The organism is Xanthomonas prunicola, assembly GCF_025266575.1.
Taxonomy (GTDB): Bacteria; Pseudomonadota; Gammaproteobacteria; order Xanthomonadales; family Xanthomonadaceae; genus Xanthomonas; species Xanthomonas prunicola.
Map to the genome: position 1 here is coordinate 1,797,548 of NZ_CP096142.1, position 14,981 is coordinate 1,812,528.

At 64.0% G+C, this 14,981-nt stretch carries 13 protein-coding genes; 4 read left to right on the top strand and 9 right to left on the bottom strand.

Annotated elements, in window-relative coordinates:
* Positions 1 to 62: 62 nt before the first annotated feature.
* Both M0D43_RS07715 and M0D43_RS07720 read left to right on the top strand, forming a co-directional pair.
* A complete protein-coding gene (locus M0D43_RS07715) occupies positions 63 to 923 on the top strand; it encodes a 2OG-Fe(II) oxygenase (RefSeq protein ID WP_260808074.1) in 861 nt (286 codons plus the stop codon).
* A gap of 183 nt (positions 924 to 1,106) precedes the next feature.
* The gene (locus tag M0D43_RS07720; protein WP_260808075.1) at positions 1,107 to 3,152 is read left to right on the top strand and encodes a TonB-dependent receptor; all 2,046 of its coding nucleotides are present in this window, start codon (positions 1,107 to 1,109) and stop codon (positions 3,150 to 3,152) included.
* Positions 3,153 to 3,378: 226 nt separating this feature from the next.
* On the opposite strand, the gene M0D43_RS07725 is transcribed toward M0D43_RS07720, so the two are convergent.
* Positions 3,379 to 3,792, bottom strand: coding sequence for a VanZ family protein (locus M0D43_RS07725; RefSeq protein WP_101362742.1), 414 nt, complete (start codon positions 3,790 to 3,792; stop codon positions 3,379 to 3,381).
* Entirely contained in the window at positions 3,780 to 5,033 is a 1,254-nt protein-coding gene (locus M0D43_RS07730) for a class I SAM-dependent methyltransferase (protein ID WP_260808076.1), read from the bottom strand. The genes M0D43_RS07725 and M0D43_RS07730 overlap by 13 nt, the downstream gene beginning before the upstream one ends.
* Here M0D43_RS07730 and M0D43_RS07735 point away from each other — a divergent pair.
* Positions 5,032 to 5,769 (top strand): pteridine reductase, encoded by a 738-nt coding sequence (locus tag M0D43_RS07735; RefSeq protein ID WP_260808077.1) that lies wholly within the window; start codon positions 5,032 to 5,034, stop codon positions 5,767 to 5,769. The two genes, M0D43_RS07730 and M0D43_RS07735, sit on opposite strands and share 2 nt — an antisense overlap.
* 157 nt (positions 5,770 to 5,926) lie before the next feature.
* On the opposite strand, the gene folK is transcribed toward M0D43_RS07735, so the two are convergent.
* The 5 genes from folK to M0D43_RS07760 form a co-directional block, all read right to left on the bottom strand.
* Entirely contained in the window at positions 5,927 to 6,442 is a 516-nt protein-coding gene (gene folK, locus M0D43_RS07740) for a 2-amino-4-hydroxy-6-hydroxymethyldihydropteridine diphosphokinase (RefSeq protein WP_260808078.1), read from the bottom strand.
* 92 nt (positions 6,443 to 6,534) lie between these two features.
* Positions 6,535 to 8,037 carry an ATP-binding response regulator gene (locus M0D43_RS07745; RefSeq protein WP_260808079.1) on the bottom strand — a complete coding sequence of 501 codons (1,503 nt, stop codon included), beginning with the start codon at positions 8,035 to 8,037 and terminating at the stop codon, positions 6,535 to 6,537.
* Between the two features lie 3 nt (positions 8,038 to 8,040).
* On the bottom strand, positions 8,041 to 8,481 hold the full coding sequence (locus M0D43_RS07750) for a response regulator (RefSeq protein WP_003482689.1): 441 nt from the start codon (positions 8,479 to 8,481) through the stop codon (positions 8,041 to 8,043).
* Positions 8,478 to 10,289: a sensor histidine kinase gene (locus M0D43_RS07755; RefSeq protein WP_260808080.1), complete on the bottom strand. Its 1,812-nt coding sequence runs from the start codon at positions 10,287 to 10,289 to the stop codon at positions 8,478 to 8,480. Before M0D43_RS07755 ends, M0D43_RS07750 begins: the two co-directional genes overlap by 4 nt.
* Before the next feature lie 282 nt (positions 10,290 to 10,571).
* A complete protein-coding gene (locus tag M0D43_RS07760) occupies positions 10,572 to 10,943 on the bottom strand; it encodes a BON domain-containing protein (protein WP_252164185.1) in 372 nt (123 codons plus the stop codon).
* 151 nt (positions 10,944 to 11,094) lie between these two features.
* Between M0D43_RS07760 and M0D43_RS07765 the strand changes: the two genes are divergently transcribed.
* On the top strand, positions 11,095 to 12,153 hold the full coding sequence (locus M0D43_RS07765) for an oxidoreductase (protein WP_260808081.1): 1,059 nt from the start codon (positions 11,095 to 11,097) through the stop codon (positions 12,151 to 12,153).
* A gap of 374 nt (positions 12,154 to 12,527) precedes the next feature.
* Here the strand turns inward: M0D43_RS07765 and gnd are convergent, their stop codons facing one another.
* Both gnd and M0D43_RS07775 read right to left on the bottom strand, forming a co-directional pair.
* The gene (gene gnd, locus M0D43_RS07770) at positions 12,528 to 13,469 is read right to left on the bottom strand and encodes a phosphogluconate dehydrogenase (NAD(+)-dependent, decarboxylating) (protein WP_252164187.1); all 942 of its coding nucleotides are present in this window, start codon (positions 13,467 to 13,469) and stop codon (positions 12,528 to 12,530) included.
* A gap of 20 nt (positions 13,470 to 13,489) precedes the next feature.
* Entirely contained in the window at positions 13,490 to 14,767 is a 1,278-nt protein-coding gene (locus M0D43_RS07775) for a hypothetical protein (protein WP_425510671.1), read from the bottom strand.
* Between the last annotated feature and the right edge of the window lie 214 nt (positions 14,768 to 14,981).

Genomic DNA, 14,981 nt, shown 5'->3' on the forward strand with positions numbered 1-14,981 from the left:
ATTTGTCTTACCGCGACACAATTGACACACGAATGCCACACAGCGACATGCACTGTAGAGCGATGACACATACTGATATCCCTACGGCGCTGGCCGACTGGATCGTGGCGCAGGCCGTGGCCGGCCATCCGCCCGAGCAAGCGCTACAGCCGCTACTGGATCAGGGCTGGAACGCGCAGGACGCTATCGCTGCAGTCGAGGCACTGGTCCGTGCCCACATCCAGCAACACGCGCTGGCACACGGCCTGCCGATGCCGGTGCGCGTGCCGTCGCTGCAACAGGACAACGATGCATCGCTGCTGGCACTGGGCGACCGCGACGTGCGCGTGCTGATCAGCCTGTTGCTACCGCGCGTGGTGGTGCTCGGCGGCTTTCTCTCCGACGACGAATGCGATGCATTGATCGCCTTGGCACAACCGTGCCTGGCGCGTTCGCGCACCGTGGACAATGCGAACGGGGAGTACGTGGTGCATGCAGCGCGCACCAGCGACAGCATGTGTCTGCGCGTTGGCCAGGATGTGCTGTGCCAACGCATCGAAGCGCGTATCGCGCGCTTGCTCGACTGGCCGATGGATCACGGCGAGGGCTTGCAGGTTCTGCGCTACGGCACGGGTGCCGAATATCAGCCGCACTACGATTACTTCGACCCCGACGCAGCGGGCACGCCGGTATTGCTGCAGGCCGGCGGGCAACGCGTCGCCTCACTGGTGATGTATCTCAACACGCCCGACCGCGGCGGGGCCACGCGCTTTCCCGATGTGCATCTGGACATTGCAGCGGTCAAGGGCAACGCGGTGTTTTTCAGCTATGACCGCCCACACCCGATGACGCGCAGCCTGCATGCTGGGGCACCGGTGCTGGCCGGCGAAAAGTGGGTGGCTACGAAGTGGTTGCGCGAACGCCCGGTGCGCATGCCTGGCTGACCGGGCTACGCGCCCGGGCAAAGCGCGCGCTCGACGCGCCGCTCGCATGCCCAGACGGGCGTGCAAAACACGCTGCGCTGTCAAGCTTCAACAAGAGACAGAGGCGCGATTCATATATGTTATAATGTTGCATTAGCTGACACATAGGGTGATCAGCGCCGTCGCATCGGTGTCGTTCGATCCATGAAGATCCACATTCTCGTGGCGGCAGTGGCTGCCGTCCTGTTGGCCGGCCAAGCGCATGCGCAGTCGTCCGATTCGGCGCTGACGCTCGGCAAGGTCGATGTCCATCAGCATGACGAAGGCCAACTCACCGCGCATCAGGTACTGACCTCGGTGGACGTGCTGGGCGCCGACCAGATCGAGGACAAGAACGTGTCCTATAGCTGGGAGCTGCTCGGGCAGATGCCCGGCATCCAGCTCACCGAAACCCGGCAAGGCGCCGAATCGGGCAAGGTCAGCTTTCGCGCTTTCAACGGCGAGGGTTACCTCAATGCGATCAAGACGCTGATCGACGGCATTCCCAGCAACGTCAACAGCGGCAATCAGCGCTTCATCGACATGCTGTTCCCGCTGGACATCAGCTACATCGAGGTGGTGCGCGGCACCAATGATCCGCGCTACGGCTTGCACAATATCGGCGGCAACATCAATTTCGGCACGCGTCAGGGCGGGAGTTACACCGACGCGCGCCTGACCTATGGCAGCTTCAACACCCGCGATGCGCAGCTGGCCGTGGGCCGCGAACGCGACGGGTTTGCGCAGAACTATTTCGTCGGCGTGCAGGCCTCCGATGGCTACCGCGAGCACGACACCTCCAGCAAATATTCGTTGGGCGGCAAATGGTTCTACGGCAACCTCGACGACGGCATGCGCATCGGCCTGACCGCACGCGTCTATCACAACCAGGCCGACGAACCCGGCTTCATGACCGCAGTGGAAATGCAGGCAGACCGTCGCAGCTCGGACCTGCGCAACCGCAACGACGGCGACGACCGCGACATGCGCCAGTTCGGCGTCCATCTGGATCTGAAGCTGGCAGAAGGACTGTTCTTTGGCACCAAGCTTTACTCCAACCGCTATCTGGACGACCGCCAGGTGACCTTCAGCGACCTGCCCACCGGCAATGCGCCACGCCAGCGCCGCATCTGGGACGAGACCCAGGTCGGCATGCTCAACACGCTGACCTGGCGCAGCAGCGACACGCTCACTCTGGAAGGCGGCGTCAACTACGAGCATCAGGACAACGCCTACCGACGCGAGCGCCTCAGCTACGCCGAGCCCACCGATTTCAATGCCACTCCGGCACGCATCCAGAACGACGACCGCCATACCTTCGACAACTGGGGCGCTTACGTGCAGGCGATCTATCAGCCGATCGAGGCGCTGAAGATCGTGCCGGCCTACCGCGTGGACCGCTTCGATGGCCACACCCAACTGCCGGGCGGCGTTCGCGCACCGCTGCAGCGCTACGGCAGCATCGAGCAGCCCAAACTGAGCCTGGTCTACGCCTTCACCCCGACCACCAACGTCTATGCCAACTGGGGCCGCAGCTTCCAGGTGCTGACCGGCTCCACGGCGCCGGCTTACCTCACCGCCGGGCAGCCGGACGTGCGGCCTTCCACCAACACCGGCATGGAACTGGGCATGAAATTCAGCCCGTTCCAGGGGAGCCAGGCGCGCATCGCGGTCTGGCAACAGGACGCGGCCAACGAAGTCTCCAACATGCCCGCCACCGGTACCACCGTCACCCTGGGCAAGACACGCCGGCGCGGCGTGGATGCGCAGATCAATGCGCAGCTGGGCGACAGGTGGACGCTATGGGCATCGCACGCGTACCAGGAAGCGAAGATCGAACGCGACGACCGCGATGCCAGCCTGTCGCTGGCCGGCCGCGAAGTGGCCGCAACACCGCGCTACATCAGCAACATCGGCGTCGAGTACCGCCCGACCGCTGCGCTGCGCCTCGGCATGCAGGGCCGCGCGCAAGGCGATTACTATCTGGAGGAGCGCAACCTGGCCGGCAAATACGGCGGCTTCGCCACCCTGGATCTCACCGCCAGATACACCCTCAATCCCGCCTGGAGCGTGGATCTGCAGGTCCGCAACGCCACCGGCCGCGAATATGCCTACGTGTGGTACGACAGCTTCTTCTGGACGCAGGCGCAGCCAATGTTTTCGCCAGCGGCAGGGCGCCAGCTCTATCTTGGCTTGAACATGAAGCTGTAATTCGCCCATCCACGGGCGGCGACCGGCGCCTCATCCGAGGATGTGCGCATGGCTGCCACTCGATGCCAGCATGCGCCTGATCTGGGACGTCAGACACCGCAGTCGGCTACCACAACGACACAGTGCTCGCTACCGACGCCTCGTGCGCCATCGCAAGCACATCGCCCGATAGCGCCAATGCCTGGCACAGGCGTGCGTTCGTACACGCATGCACCGCACACGCAACTCAACGCCGCGCAAACAGGCGCTGATCGATCCGCAACATCACAAAACGCAACGGCGTCCACGCCAGGCACAAGCCGGCAGCAATGCCCAGCGTGTCGGCCAGCGCATCGTAGGGGTCGGCGCTCCGATTGGTCGTCAGTGCGCCTTGCGCGATCTCGATGCCGATACCTAGAGCCACCAGACCGATAGCCGCAACGACCTGCGCGCGACGGGTGGCAAACAACTGCACCGCGCCCCAGCACAACAGCGCGAAGGTCAAAAAGTGCTCGGCCTTGTCGCTGTTATCCGGCAACTCCGGAATCTCCGGAGGCGGCCCCAGGCAGACCGCAATCACCACCACGATCGCAGCGATCCATAACCCCACCCACAACCGCGGCCGATGAAACGGGCGCAGCGTCTGCGTTACAGCCGCCATGTGAGATCGCCGGCCAGGAAAGCAGGTGCAAAGTCGACATCGCGCGAGAAGCCCATCACCTGAAAACGCTCGCCCATCTCGCTGGGTAGGGTCAGCCGCTTGATCTGCTCGCGCAGACGCATGCGTCCTACTTCATCAGTGCGCGTATCGGCTTGCGCCAACAATGTATCCAGCCCATTACCGAGTAAAAAGCTCGCCTGCGTGCAGTAACCGGCCAGCTCGAAACCTGCGCCGGTGCCTGCCTCGGCCAACGCGGTGAAGTCCACCGATGCGGTCAGATCCTGTAGACCCGGCCAACGGTACAGATCTTCATGCATGCGATGCCGATAGAACGCGCGTAGCGTGCCGTCCTCGCGCTGCGCACGATAGAACTCGCCCCGCGGGTAACCGTAGTCGACGAACAACATCGCACCGCGCTTCAAACCGCCAGCCACCGCTTGGATCCAGTATGGCAACTGCGGCAACAATTCGGAGCGATAGCCATCGGCGAACGGCTGCTCCAGATAACGCTCAAGGTGGCGCACGGCCGCGCTCAGCAATGCATCGGCCGGTTGCTCGCCACGTGCGAAGCGCTGCTGCGCATCGAGCACTACCGTTTCTTCATACACCTGCCCATCGCGCAGTGCGAAGCGCGGCGTGGGCAATGCGTCGATGACTTCATTGGCGAACAGCACGCCATCCCAATCGTCCGGGAACGGCGCATCCAGCCATTCCACCAGATCGAACACCGGCGGGATCAGACTGCGCCCCAGCCGCTCGCGCTGACGCTCGCGCAGGTCGGCGCTGGGTTCCAGGATCGCGTAACGCTCGGGCAGCGCATCCAGCTCCAGCAGCCGCTTGAGCGTGACTTCGGCAAACGCACCGCTGCCGCCGCCCACTTCCAGCACACGCGCCTGTGGCCCAAGCTGCTGCAACACGGGCGCCAACGCGCCGGAGACGGTAGCCGCGAACAACGGCCCCAATTCCGGGGCAGTGACGAAATCGCCGGCCTCGCCGAACTTGCTCGCGCCGGCGCTGTAATACCCCAGGCCCGGCGCATACAGTGCCAGCTCCATGAAGCGCGAAAACGGAATCGCACCACCGGCGGCCTGGATTTCTGCGCGCACGTGCGCAGCCAGCCGGTCGCTGTGCGCCAGCGCGTCCGGATCGGGTGTGGGAAGGTCGGCGTGCATGCAGGCACCGGTTGCGGGGACAATGCACAGGATAGCCGAGCCCTTTGCAACGCCGAGCGAGTACGCCATGACAGACAGTTCCAAGGTGGTGTTGATCACCGGTGCCGCCCGCCGCATCGGCGCGCAGATCGCCACCACGCTGCACGCCGCCGGCCACCGCGTTGCGCTGCACGCACACCGTTCCGCCGAGGTGCTGGACGCGCGCGTGGCCGAGCTATGTGCACAGCGTGCCGGCAGCGCCCACGCCTTGCACGCCGATCTGTGCCTGCCCGAGGCGTCCGCACAATTGGTGGCCGACTGCATTGCCGCCTTTGGTCGCCTGGACGGTGTGGTCAACAATGCCTCGGCGTTCTACCCCACCCCCATCGGTGAGGCCACTACAGCGCAATGGGACGAATTGTTTGCAGTCAACGCACGCGCGCCATTCTTCATTGCCCAGGCCGCTGCCGCCCAGTTGCGTCAGCACAGCGGTGCCATCGTCAACCTCACCGACCTGCACGCACAGCAGCCGATGCGCAATCATCCGCTGTACGGCGCATCCAAGAGCGCGCTGGAAATATTGACCCGCTCGCTCGCGCTGGAACTGGCGCCGCACGTCCGCGTCAACGCGGTCGCGCCTGGGGCGATCCTGTGGCCGGAAGAGGGCAAGTCCTCCGAGGCCAAGCAGGCGTTGCTCGCACGCACGCCACTGGCGCGCATCGGCACGCCCGAGGAAATCGCCGAAGCCGTGCGCTGGTTGCTGGACGACGCCAGCTTCGTCACCGGCCATACCCTGCACGTCGATGGTGGCCGCCAACTCAGTTGAGCGGCGCTTGTCGGCTACGCGTGCTTCCGTCGCGGAGACTCAATATCTCGGTCGCGCGCGTCGGCTCGGCTGACACATCACCGGCTGCCACTGCCATACAGGTTTCGCACGTCGCATCGCTGCTCGCACGCTTGCTCAGCCACGCCGCTAGACGATGCTACTGCGTCGTACTCAACTCCTGCGCAGCCGTGTCCAGTTCCACCGTCGTAAATGCGCTGCCGTACTGCGGATGCGCCTGCCACAATGCTGCCAACGTTTGCCCGCTCAGCGGGTCGATAAAATCCGGCGCGATATCTGCCAGCGGCTTGAGCACGAATGCGTGCTTGAGCTCGGGCCGCGGGATACGTAGGTGCCTGGGGCCTTCGACGATGCAATCGCCGAAGAACACCACATCCACATCCAGCGTGCGGTCGCTGAAATGCGGGCAGCTGCGATCGCGCCCGTGCGCATCTTCCAGCGCATGCAGCCAGTGATCCAGCGCGTCCAGCTCCAGATCGGTCTGCAAGACCACCGCGTTATTGACGAAGTCGGGACCATCGAAGTCCACCGCAGGCATGCGGTACGCGGGGGAAACGTCAATCTGGCCAAAGCGCGTACGCAGGGCGGCGACGGCCAAGCGCAGGTAGTGGGTCGGCTGGACGTTGCTGCCGAGGCTGAGAAGCACGGTGGTCATACGTTATTCGGGCATGCGGCCGGCGTGGGCGTCAACTGTTGCAATCGCATGGAACCCATACACGCTCGCACCGAGTGCGCAGAAACATGGTGTCAGGCCACTTCCAGCGCGTGCGAAACGGCGCGAAAGACCCGACGCATTTCCAAGGGTTTGCGCAATACATGCACCGGAAGATCCGACGGAAAATGCGCCCGCTGCAGCGGCGCGCCAACATCTTCCAGCACGATCGCCGGGCCCTGGTACCCCAGCTCCTGCATGCTCAACAGCACGCTCACTGCCGAGAGCAGGATGATATCGCTGTCGATGATCACCAGGTCCGGCATCGCGTGCTGCTGCACCAACTGCAGGGCCGCGGCACCATCGCTGGCCAACTGCGGCTGATAGCCCTGACTGGAAAGTGCATTGCCCAACAGCGACAGGCGCGTGGCTTCGCCGTCCACCAGCAAAATACGCTGCCCACGGCCGAGTGCGAGCGGCAGCTCGGTTTCCGTCACTGCCACCGACACCGCGCGCATCGGCACGATCATGTCGAAGCGCGTGCCTTCGCCTAGCCGGCTATCGACCACGATGCTGCCGCCATAGCTCTCAATAATCCGCTTGCACGAAATCAGCCCCAGCCCGGTGCCATCGGCCTTGGTGGTGAAGAACGGGCTGAACAGGCGCGCGCGGGTGTCATCGCTCATGCCCACGCCGGTGTCGACCACGCTCATGCGCACGCGCGTGGCATCATAACGATCGGCCGCCAGGATCAGGATGCCGCCAGCCGGCATCGCCTGGATCGCGTTCAAGCCCAGGTTGAGCAGGCATTGCTGCAATTCGGTGTAGTTGGCCTCGATGGTCAGATCCGGGGCAATGGTGTCCATCTGCAGACGCACGCCGTCGGGCAGGCTGCTCTTGAGCAGCATCTGCACGGCCTGGAACAGACTGGCGACGGAGACCTGCTCGCGCGGCTTATTGGACCCCCGCACGAACGACAACATCGACTCGGCCATCTCATGTCCGCGCCGGCCGCATTCGGCCACCACGTTGGCCAGCTGACGCAGCTGCGGGTCGTCGGTGCGCCCGGCCAGCAGGTCGGGCACGATCAATAGCGGCTGCAGGATATTGCGCAGGTCATGGCTCAGGCCGGCGGCCAGCATCGCCAGGCTCTCCAAACGCTGCGCGCGCATCAGCTCGCTTTCCACGCGCTGGCGTTCCAGATCGGCGCGCGCCTCGCGAATCGCGCGAATCACCGCGCTCGGCAAGCGCGTGGGGTTGTGCTTGATGATGTAGTCGTTGGCGCCATCCTGCAGCGCCTTGACCGCGGTCTCCTCACCCATGGTGCCGGAAACAAAAATGAAAGGCGTGGCACCGTTCTGGCGCACCAGACGCAGCGCCTGATGGCCGGAAAAGCCCGGCATGCTCAGGTCCGACAGCACAATGTCCGGCTGGAAGGTCTCCAGCGCGGAGCGCAGCGACGGCTCGCTGTCCACGCGCTCGAATGCCGCATCCAGCCCGGCATCCAGCAACTGGTCGGACAACAGCTCGGCGTCCTCCGGTGAATCTTCCACCAGAAGGATCTTCAGCTGCTCCAGATTGCCACCCTCATGCGGCATGGTTCAGTCCAGCTCCGGTGCCTGGTTGATGACCGCCCAGAACGTGCCGAGCGTTTTGACCGCGTTGAAGAACTGATCCACATCCACCGGCTTGACCACATAGGCATTCACGCCCAAGTCCCAGCTGCGGGCCAGATCGCTTTCTTCGCGCGAGGACGACAAGATCACCACCGGCAGGCGCTTGAGTGTCTCGTCGCTGCGCACCTGCTTGAGCACTTCCAGCCCGTCCAGGCGCGGCATCTTGATGTCCAGCAGCAGCACTGCCGGCAGGCCTTCCTCGCGGTCGGCGAACATGCCCCGGCGCAACAGATAGTCCATGGCTTCCACGCCATCTTCGACGTGCACGATGGGGTTGGCAAGGCGGGCTTCGCGCAAGGCGTCGACCGCCATTTCCGCATCGGCCGGGCTGTCTTCTGCCAGAAGAATGGTACGGATGGCGGTCATACACTGAACTCTTGGTTGGGCGCTTCAAGCGCAGGTGGTAACACGAAATAGAACGTGGCGCCTTCGTCGACGACGCCTTCGGCCCAGACCCGGCCGCCGTGACGCGTCAATACGCGCCGCACGCTGGCCAAGCCTATGCCGGTACCAGCGTATTCGCTGGCCTTGTGCAAGCGTTGGAACACACCGAACAATTTGCCGCTGTATTCCATATCGAAACCGGCGCCGTTGTCGCGCACGCTGAACTGGTGGCCGCCGTCGGCCATCGGCGTGTAGCTGACCTCGATTTTGGCCACCTCGCGCTTGGCGCTGTATTTGACTGCATTGCCGAGCAGGTTCATCCACAGCTGGCGCATCATGTTTTCGTCGGCCACCAGCACCGGCAGCGCCGCGATATGCCATTCCACCCGGTGACCGGTGTTTTCGCTCTGCACGTTGGAATCCAGAATCGCACGCGTTTCGGCCACAAGCGATTGCATGTCCACCGCCTGCAGGCGCAGCGCACCGCGGCCCAGGCGCGAGTACACCAGCAGATCGTCGATCAGCGAGGCCATGCGCCGCGCCGAGCTGCTGATCACTTCCATGTAGTGACGCGACTTCTCGTCGGCCGCATCGCCCAGATGGCGCGCCAGCTTGTCCGAGAATCCGGCCACGTGCCGCAACGGCGCGCGCAGATCGTGCGAGACCGAATAGCTGAAGGCTTCCAGCTCGCGGTTCACCTCAGACACCTGCTCCACCTTGCCTTCCATCTGCCGGTTGAGCTCCTGGATACGCATCTGCGCGCTCTTTTGCAGGCTGATGTCGCTCACCGTCATCAGCACCACATCTTCATCGGTGGTGTCGGGCAGGGGCATGCGGCGTGCGTTGATCAACATGGTGCGTAGTACGCCATCGGCGCCACGCTGCTCGTGTTCGTAATCCCACAGTTCACGACCACGCAGCAATACGTCGGCCAGCCGCTGATGGACCTGGGTATCGCGCCACACGCCCTCGCCCACATCCTCCAGCGCCATCGATTCGTTGCCGCGATCTTCCAGGCAATACAGCTCGGCGAAGGCGGGGTTGTGTAACACGATGCGTTGGTTGGCATCCAGCAACACGATCGGCTCGCGCACGGTCTGCAGCACCGAGCTGGCGCGGCCGTTGGCGCGCAGGTATTCCTGCTCGGCCGCCAGCCGGCGCCGGATCTGCCGTTGCAGCAGCCAGGTCACCGTGCCCAGCAATAGCAGCTGCACCGCCAGCGCCGTCCAGCTCAGCACGGCGTAATGCATGCGTTCGGTCTCGGCCCGCGCATGACGCAGCGCCAACAAACGGCCTTCGGCGCTTTGCAGGTCGTCGATCGGCGCACGAATCGGGTTGTTCACGGTCATGTCGTTGATGAGTACGCGGATCTGCTCCGGCGCAGTGGTCCCCGCAATGCGCTCGGCCAGCAGCAAACGCCGTTCGATGGTGCTCTGGATGCGCCCGATGCGCACCAATTGCGCGGGGTTGTCCCTGGTCAATTCGATCAACCGATGCACCGCGGCCAGCGACTCGCGCCTCCCGCGAAGCATGCGCTCATGCAGCACCTCGCGTTCCACACCGTACGCGCGCATCAACGCCGCCGATTCGGTGTCGCGCATCGCCGCTTCAAGCCGCTGCGAGGTCTCCTGCACCTCTTGACTATGCGAGACCCACACCGCAGCCCGGTTGGCGTTACGCGCCATCTGCTGCAGCAACAACGACGGCACCACCACGATCAAACACACGGCAACCGCCAACAGAGGCAGGCGCCAGCGATCCCACTTGTCTGCTTGGACCGTTGTTTGCATTGCTAGATCGGTTTCCGCTCGCTACGGGGGCCAAGCACAAGTCGGCATTGTCTCCGATCGCGCATATTGCCAGATTAATGATTCAGAGAAGTCACGCTCGCCCGTGACATAGCTGAATGGGCATAGCATACGTCCAGTAAATGTGAAAACGGTGCGAGTGCCCTGCCGTCCATCGGCTCGCTTAGCGGTCCCTGCAGACAAAAAAAGCGCACTCCGTGGAGTGCGCCTTGTGCTCGGGTGCGCCGCCTCGCCTCGGCGCCCCGGCATTCGCAGCGGCTGCGCTTACTTCTTCGCAGCAGTGACCTTCAGGCCGGTCGACTTGACGCTTTTGACACCTTCGATGCCCTTGGCAACGGCTACGGCCTTGTCGTGCTCGGCCTGGGTGGCGACTGCGCCGGTCAGGGTCACGATGCCGTTCTTGGTCTCGACCTTCACGTCGGTACCGGAGACGTTATCGGTGGCCAGCAGATCGGCCTTGACCTTGGTGGTGATCCAGGTGTCGGTGACCGGCTTCTTGGACTCATTCATGCCAGCAGCGTGGTCCTTGTGGTCGGCATGTTCCTGCGGGGCCGCGAACGCCTGCGACGCGCCGAGCGTCAGGCCAAGCGACAGCGACAGAGCCAGCAACTTACGTGCATTGATCGTGTTCTTCATACCAAGTACCTCACTGTTGAGCGTGGGCGCAGCTTGCGGCGGCGCTCGTCGAGCAGACGTGACCGTTGCATGGAGAGGGTGTGAACCCTGCGCACACGCACAGGTGCAATACCATGCGGGTTCCCTTCGTCGTTGCGATGAACCGTTTTCAATGCCTAAACCGTTCAATCTGGCCGTCGTCGGCTACGGCTATGTCGGCCGCACGTTTCATGCACCGCTGATTGCAAGCACGCCAGGCCTGCAGTTGCACAGCGTGGTGTCGTCCAAGCCGCAACAGCCGCAGGCCGATTTTCCCGGCATCAACGTGGTTGGCGACCTCGACAGTGCGCTGGCCGATCCCGCATTGGATGCAGTGGTACTTGCCACCCCCAACCAGACCCATGCGCCTTTCGCGCTGCAGGCCTTGGCCGCCGGCAAGCATGTGCTGGTGGACAAGCCGTTCGCACTGGATGTTGCCCAGGCGCAGCAAATGGTCGATGCCGCCAACGCAGCGGGACGCATCATCAGCGTGTTCCAGAATCGTCGTTGGGATGCGGATTTTCTCACCGTGCGCCGCTTGATTGAAGAGGGCCAGCTCGGCGAGGTGATGGAGTTCCATTCGCACTTCGACCGTTACCGCCCGCAAGTACGCGACCGTTGGCGCGAGAGCGATAGCCCCGGCGCCGGACTTTGGTACGACCTGGGCCCGCACTTGCTCGATCAGGCGCTGCAGTTATTCGGTATGCCGCAGGGCATCGGCGCGGACCTGCAACGTCAGCGCGATCAGGCACGCAGCGTCGATTACTTCCACGTCACCCTGCACTACCCGCGGCTGCGCGTGATTCTGCATGCGGGGTCGCTGGTGGCCGATGGCAGCCTGCGCTTCGCCGTGCACGGCACGCGCGGCAGTTACCTCAAGCACGGCCTGGATACGCAGGAAGATCAGCTGCGCGCCGGCCGCCGCCCCGGCACGGTCGGCTGGGGCGTCGACCCATTCGCGGGAACGCTGACCCGCATCGATGACGAAGGCCGTGTCCATACGCATCAGCCCGACAACCTGCCGGGCGACTACCGGCAGGCCTACGCCGCCTTTCGCGACGCGCTGGCCGGCACCGGCCCGGCACCGGTCAGCGGCAGCGACGCGGTACAGCTGATGCAGCTGGTGGAACTTGCGCAACGCAGCGCTGCGCGTGGGCAGGTGCAGTGGTTGGATGCCGCGCACGGGCTGTAGTACTTGAGAGTCGGCACGGCGCGAGCATGTGCGTGGTGATTACGTGCCTGCGTCCGCGCGAGCGAGCCTATTCGCTGTGTGCCAGATGCGTCGTGCTTTGCGAATGCCCTACTTAATGCTAGCCGCTTAGCGCGAAGCGATCTGCATTCCGTATGTAAAGCACGCTGCTCGGTCCGCATTCCGTACGTAAAGCAGGCTGCTCGGTGCTTGGCAGCAATGCCGTCGCGCTGCATCGACCGCGCAACAAACGGCGACGAGCTGACCCCGCACAATGATGCAAACGCAATCGTGCGTTCGCATGCAATGCGAAACGTTCTGCAAGACCGACAGTGCGCGCCATCGCCGAGGCGCGCACCGCCCTTGCGTCGAACCGCTTACGCGTCCTTGCTGCCGATCGTGGGCGCTGCAGAGGTCGTGGTCATCACTGCGTGGCCACCGAACTGGTTGCGCATCGCCGCCAGCAGTTTGTCGGTGAACGAATCCTTGTCGCGCGAGCGCAGCCGCTCCATCAGCGACAGCGTGATGACCGGTGCCGAGACTTCCAGATCGATCGCTTCGGCCACCGTCCAGCGGCCTTCGCCCGAATCGGCCACGAACGGCGCGATGCCGGCCATGGTCGGGTTATGCGTCAGCGCATCGGCCGTGAGATCCAGCAGCCATGACCGCACCACGCTGCCGTCGCGCCAGATTTCGGCAACTTGGTGCAGGTCCAGCGCGAAATCGGTCTTGTGCTGCATCAGCGCGAAGCCTTCGGCATAGGCCTGCATCATTCCGTACTCGATGCCGTTGTGGACCATCTTGGTGAAGTGGCCGGCACCGCTCGGACCCACCCGTCCCCACCCCTTGTCCAGCGCAGGCGCCAGCGTGGCCAGGATCGGATGCAGCGTGGTCACCGCAGCCTCTTCGCCGCCGACCATCAGGCTATAGCCCTCCTTCAAGCCCCAGACGCCACCGCTGGTGCCGCAGTCGACGAACGCGATACCGCTTTCCTGCAACTGCGCCGCGCGGCGTTGCGAATCCTTGTAATACGAATTACCGCCATCGATGACGATGTCGCCGGCCTGCAGCAACGGCAACAGCTGCGCCAGGGTGTCATCGACGATCTTGCCAGCTGGCACCATCAGCCATACCACGCGCGGGCTCGGCAGCGCGGACACCAGCGCCGCCAAGGCATCGGCCGTGACGATGCCCTTGGCCTGCGCGCTGGTGCGCGCGTTCGCGCCGGGGTCATAGCCATGCACGCGATGCCCGCCGTTGACCAGGCGCTCGGCCATGTTGGCGCCCATGCGGCCCAGTCCCACCATACCCAGTTCCATAATCGCTCCTCATGCGTTGATCAGTGCAGGGTGCCACGCCCGGCGTACGCCGGCGTGGCGGAATTCTCAATGGATTGTTCCGCTGCGGTGGCGGCGCTGCATTGCTGCAGCTGCCAGTCGACCCACCGCCAGTACAAGGTGGTGCGCAGATTGTGCAAGGTCAGGTCGATGGCATACGGCGTGCGCGGGTTGCGGTCGAGCAGGCGTGCAACGTGATAGCCGATCGGTTTGATGCCCTTGGGGTGCACATAGACTAAAAAGCCTTGATAAAACGGGTCGTCCAGCAGCGTCTGCAGCTGCTGCAGCTGGGTCTGCTGTTGCGGGTCGAGCCTGGCGCGCAACCCTGCATCGCGTTCGTAAAGCAACCGCTCGAAGCGACGCTTGCCAGGCCCGCGCAGCTGTTGGGCCAGCTCCCAGATCTGCCGGTTGCGCGCGTCGTAATACGCAAAACCGCCGTGCTGCGCCAGCGCTTGCGCGGCTGCATCGCCCACGTCCACCACCACGAAATTTTCGGCCTGATTGTGGATGTCATCCAGATAGGACTTGTCGAATACGTGCGCGATGAACCCCGGCGCACCGACAAACGCTTGCCGCCCCAGTTGCGAGGTTTTCACCGCCTTGCCGTCGGCGAAAAATTCGCCGGCATGCGCACCGAGCAGAATGCTGTCGGTATCGTGCAAGGTCAGAAATGTGCCGATCGAGAGTTCGCCAGGCGTAAACGACTCATTGAACCCGGCATCGCCGAACAGCTCGCGCTGTGTGGCGAGCTGAGCGACTTGCCGGCCCACGCCGCATTCGGAGCGCACCTGACCGCGGTAGAACGCATCCAATGCCTGCGCATTGCTGCCGCGCGGCCGATACCCGCGACCGAAACTGCGAAAACCACTCCAGCCCTGCGCCGCTGCGCCACGCCAGCCAAATCCGATCCACCCCAACTGCACCGCCGAGAAGCGGTAGTGCGGGTTGTTCTGCAATTGCGTTACCGCACGGCGGGTGGCTGCACCGAGTTCGAACGCATAGGCGCAGTGCGTGGCCGCATCGTCCAGCACGGCGGTGAGCGCTGCGCCGCGCTGTTGCGTGTTCCAGTCGGCCGGAAGCGTCAGCTGCAGATCGCCCGCGGCTTGCGCCTGCGCAAGCGAGCCACGCGTACACGGTTCACCACGCTGTAGTACCGGCGCGCTCACCGCGGCGCGATGGATGGCCCAGCCCAGTCGGCGCAGCAGTGCTTCCACACAATCTGCGCTCGCGGCGTTTGCGGTTTCGCTCGGCGCAGCACCCGCGACCTGCAGCAGCTGCATCACGACAAGGGCACTTGCACACATCACCGCAGCAACTCTGCGCCTGCCCGCATGCCACATCGATATCGACCTCGGAGCAGACGTTGGTCGCAGCAACAATGAACCGCTTTGCGCGTGGGCAGAACTCATCGATGACATGCGCAATCAATCGTCGGCACGGTGCCGCAACCCTCAGACGTAGAAAGCCCCGGCATGGCCGGGGCTCGCAATCAAT

Excerpts from the sequence above, each read along its gene's own strand:
- M0D43_RS07715 (WP_260808074.1), top strand. The coding sequence starts at position 63 with ATGACACATACTGATATCCCTACGGCGCTGGCCGACTGGATCGTGGCG.
- M0D43_RS07720 (WP_260808075.1), top strand. The coding sequence starts at position 1,107 with ATGAAGATCCACATTCTCGTGGCGGCAGTGGCTGCCGTCCTGTTGGCC.
- M0D43_RS07725 (WP_101362742.1), bottom strand. The coding sequence starts at position 3,792 with ATGGCGGCTGTAACGCAGACGCTGCGCCCGTTTCATCGGCCGCGGTTG.
- M0D43_RS07735 (WP_260808077.1), top strand. The coding sequence starts at position 5,032 with ATGACAGACAGTTCCAAGGTGGTGTTGATCACCGGTGCCGCCCGCCGC.
- M0D43_RS07730 (WP_260808076.1), bottom strand. The coding sequence starts at position 5,033 with ATGGCGTACTCGCTCGGCGTTGCAAAGGGCTCGGCTATCCTGTGCATT.
- folK (WP_260808078.1), bottom strand. The coding sequence starts at position 6,442 with ATGACCACCGTGCTTCTCAGCCTCGGCAGCAACGTCCAGCCGACCCAC.
- M0D43_RS07745 (WP_260808079.1), bottom strand. The coding sequence starts at position 8,037 with ATGCCGCATGAGGGTGGCAATCTGGAGCAGCTGAAGATCCTTCTGGTG.
- M0D43_RS07750 (WP_003482689.1), bottom strand. The coding sequence starts at position 8,481 with ATGACCGCCATCCGTACCATTCTTCTGGCAGAAGACAGCCCGGCCGAT.
- M0D43_RS07755 (WP_260808080.1), bottom strand. The coding sequence starts at position 10,289 with ATGCAAACAACGGTCCAAGCAGACAAGTGGGATCGCTGGCGCCTGCCT.
- M0D43_RS07760 (WP_252164185.1), bottom strand. The coding sequence starts at position 10,943 with ATGAAGAACACGATCAATGCACGTAAGTTGCTGGCTCTGTCGCTGTCG.
- M0D43_RS07765 (WP_260808081.1), top strand. The coding sequence starts at position 11,095 with ATGCCTAAACCGTTCAATCTGGCCGTCGTCGGCTACGGCTATGTCGGC.
- gnd (WP_252164187.1), bottom strand. The coding sequence starts at position 13,469 with ATGGAACTGGGTATGGTGGGACTGGGCCGCATGGGCGCCAACATGGCC.
- M0D43_RS07775 (WP_425510671.1), bottom strand. The coding sequence starts at position 14,767 with ATGCAGCTGCTGCAGGTCGCGGGTGCTGCGCCGAGCGAAACCGCAAAC.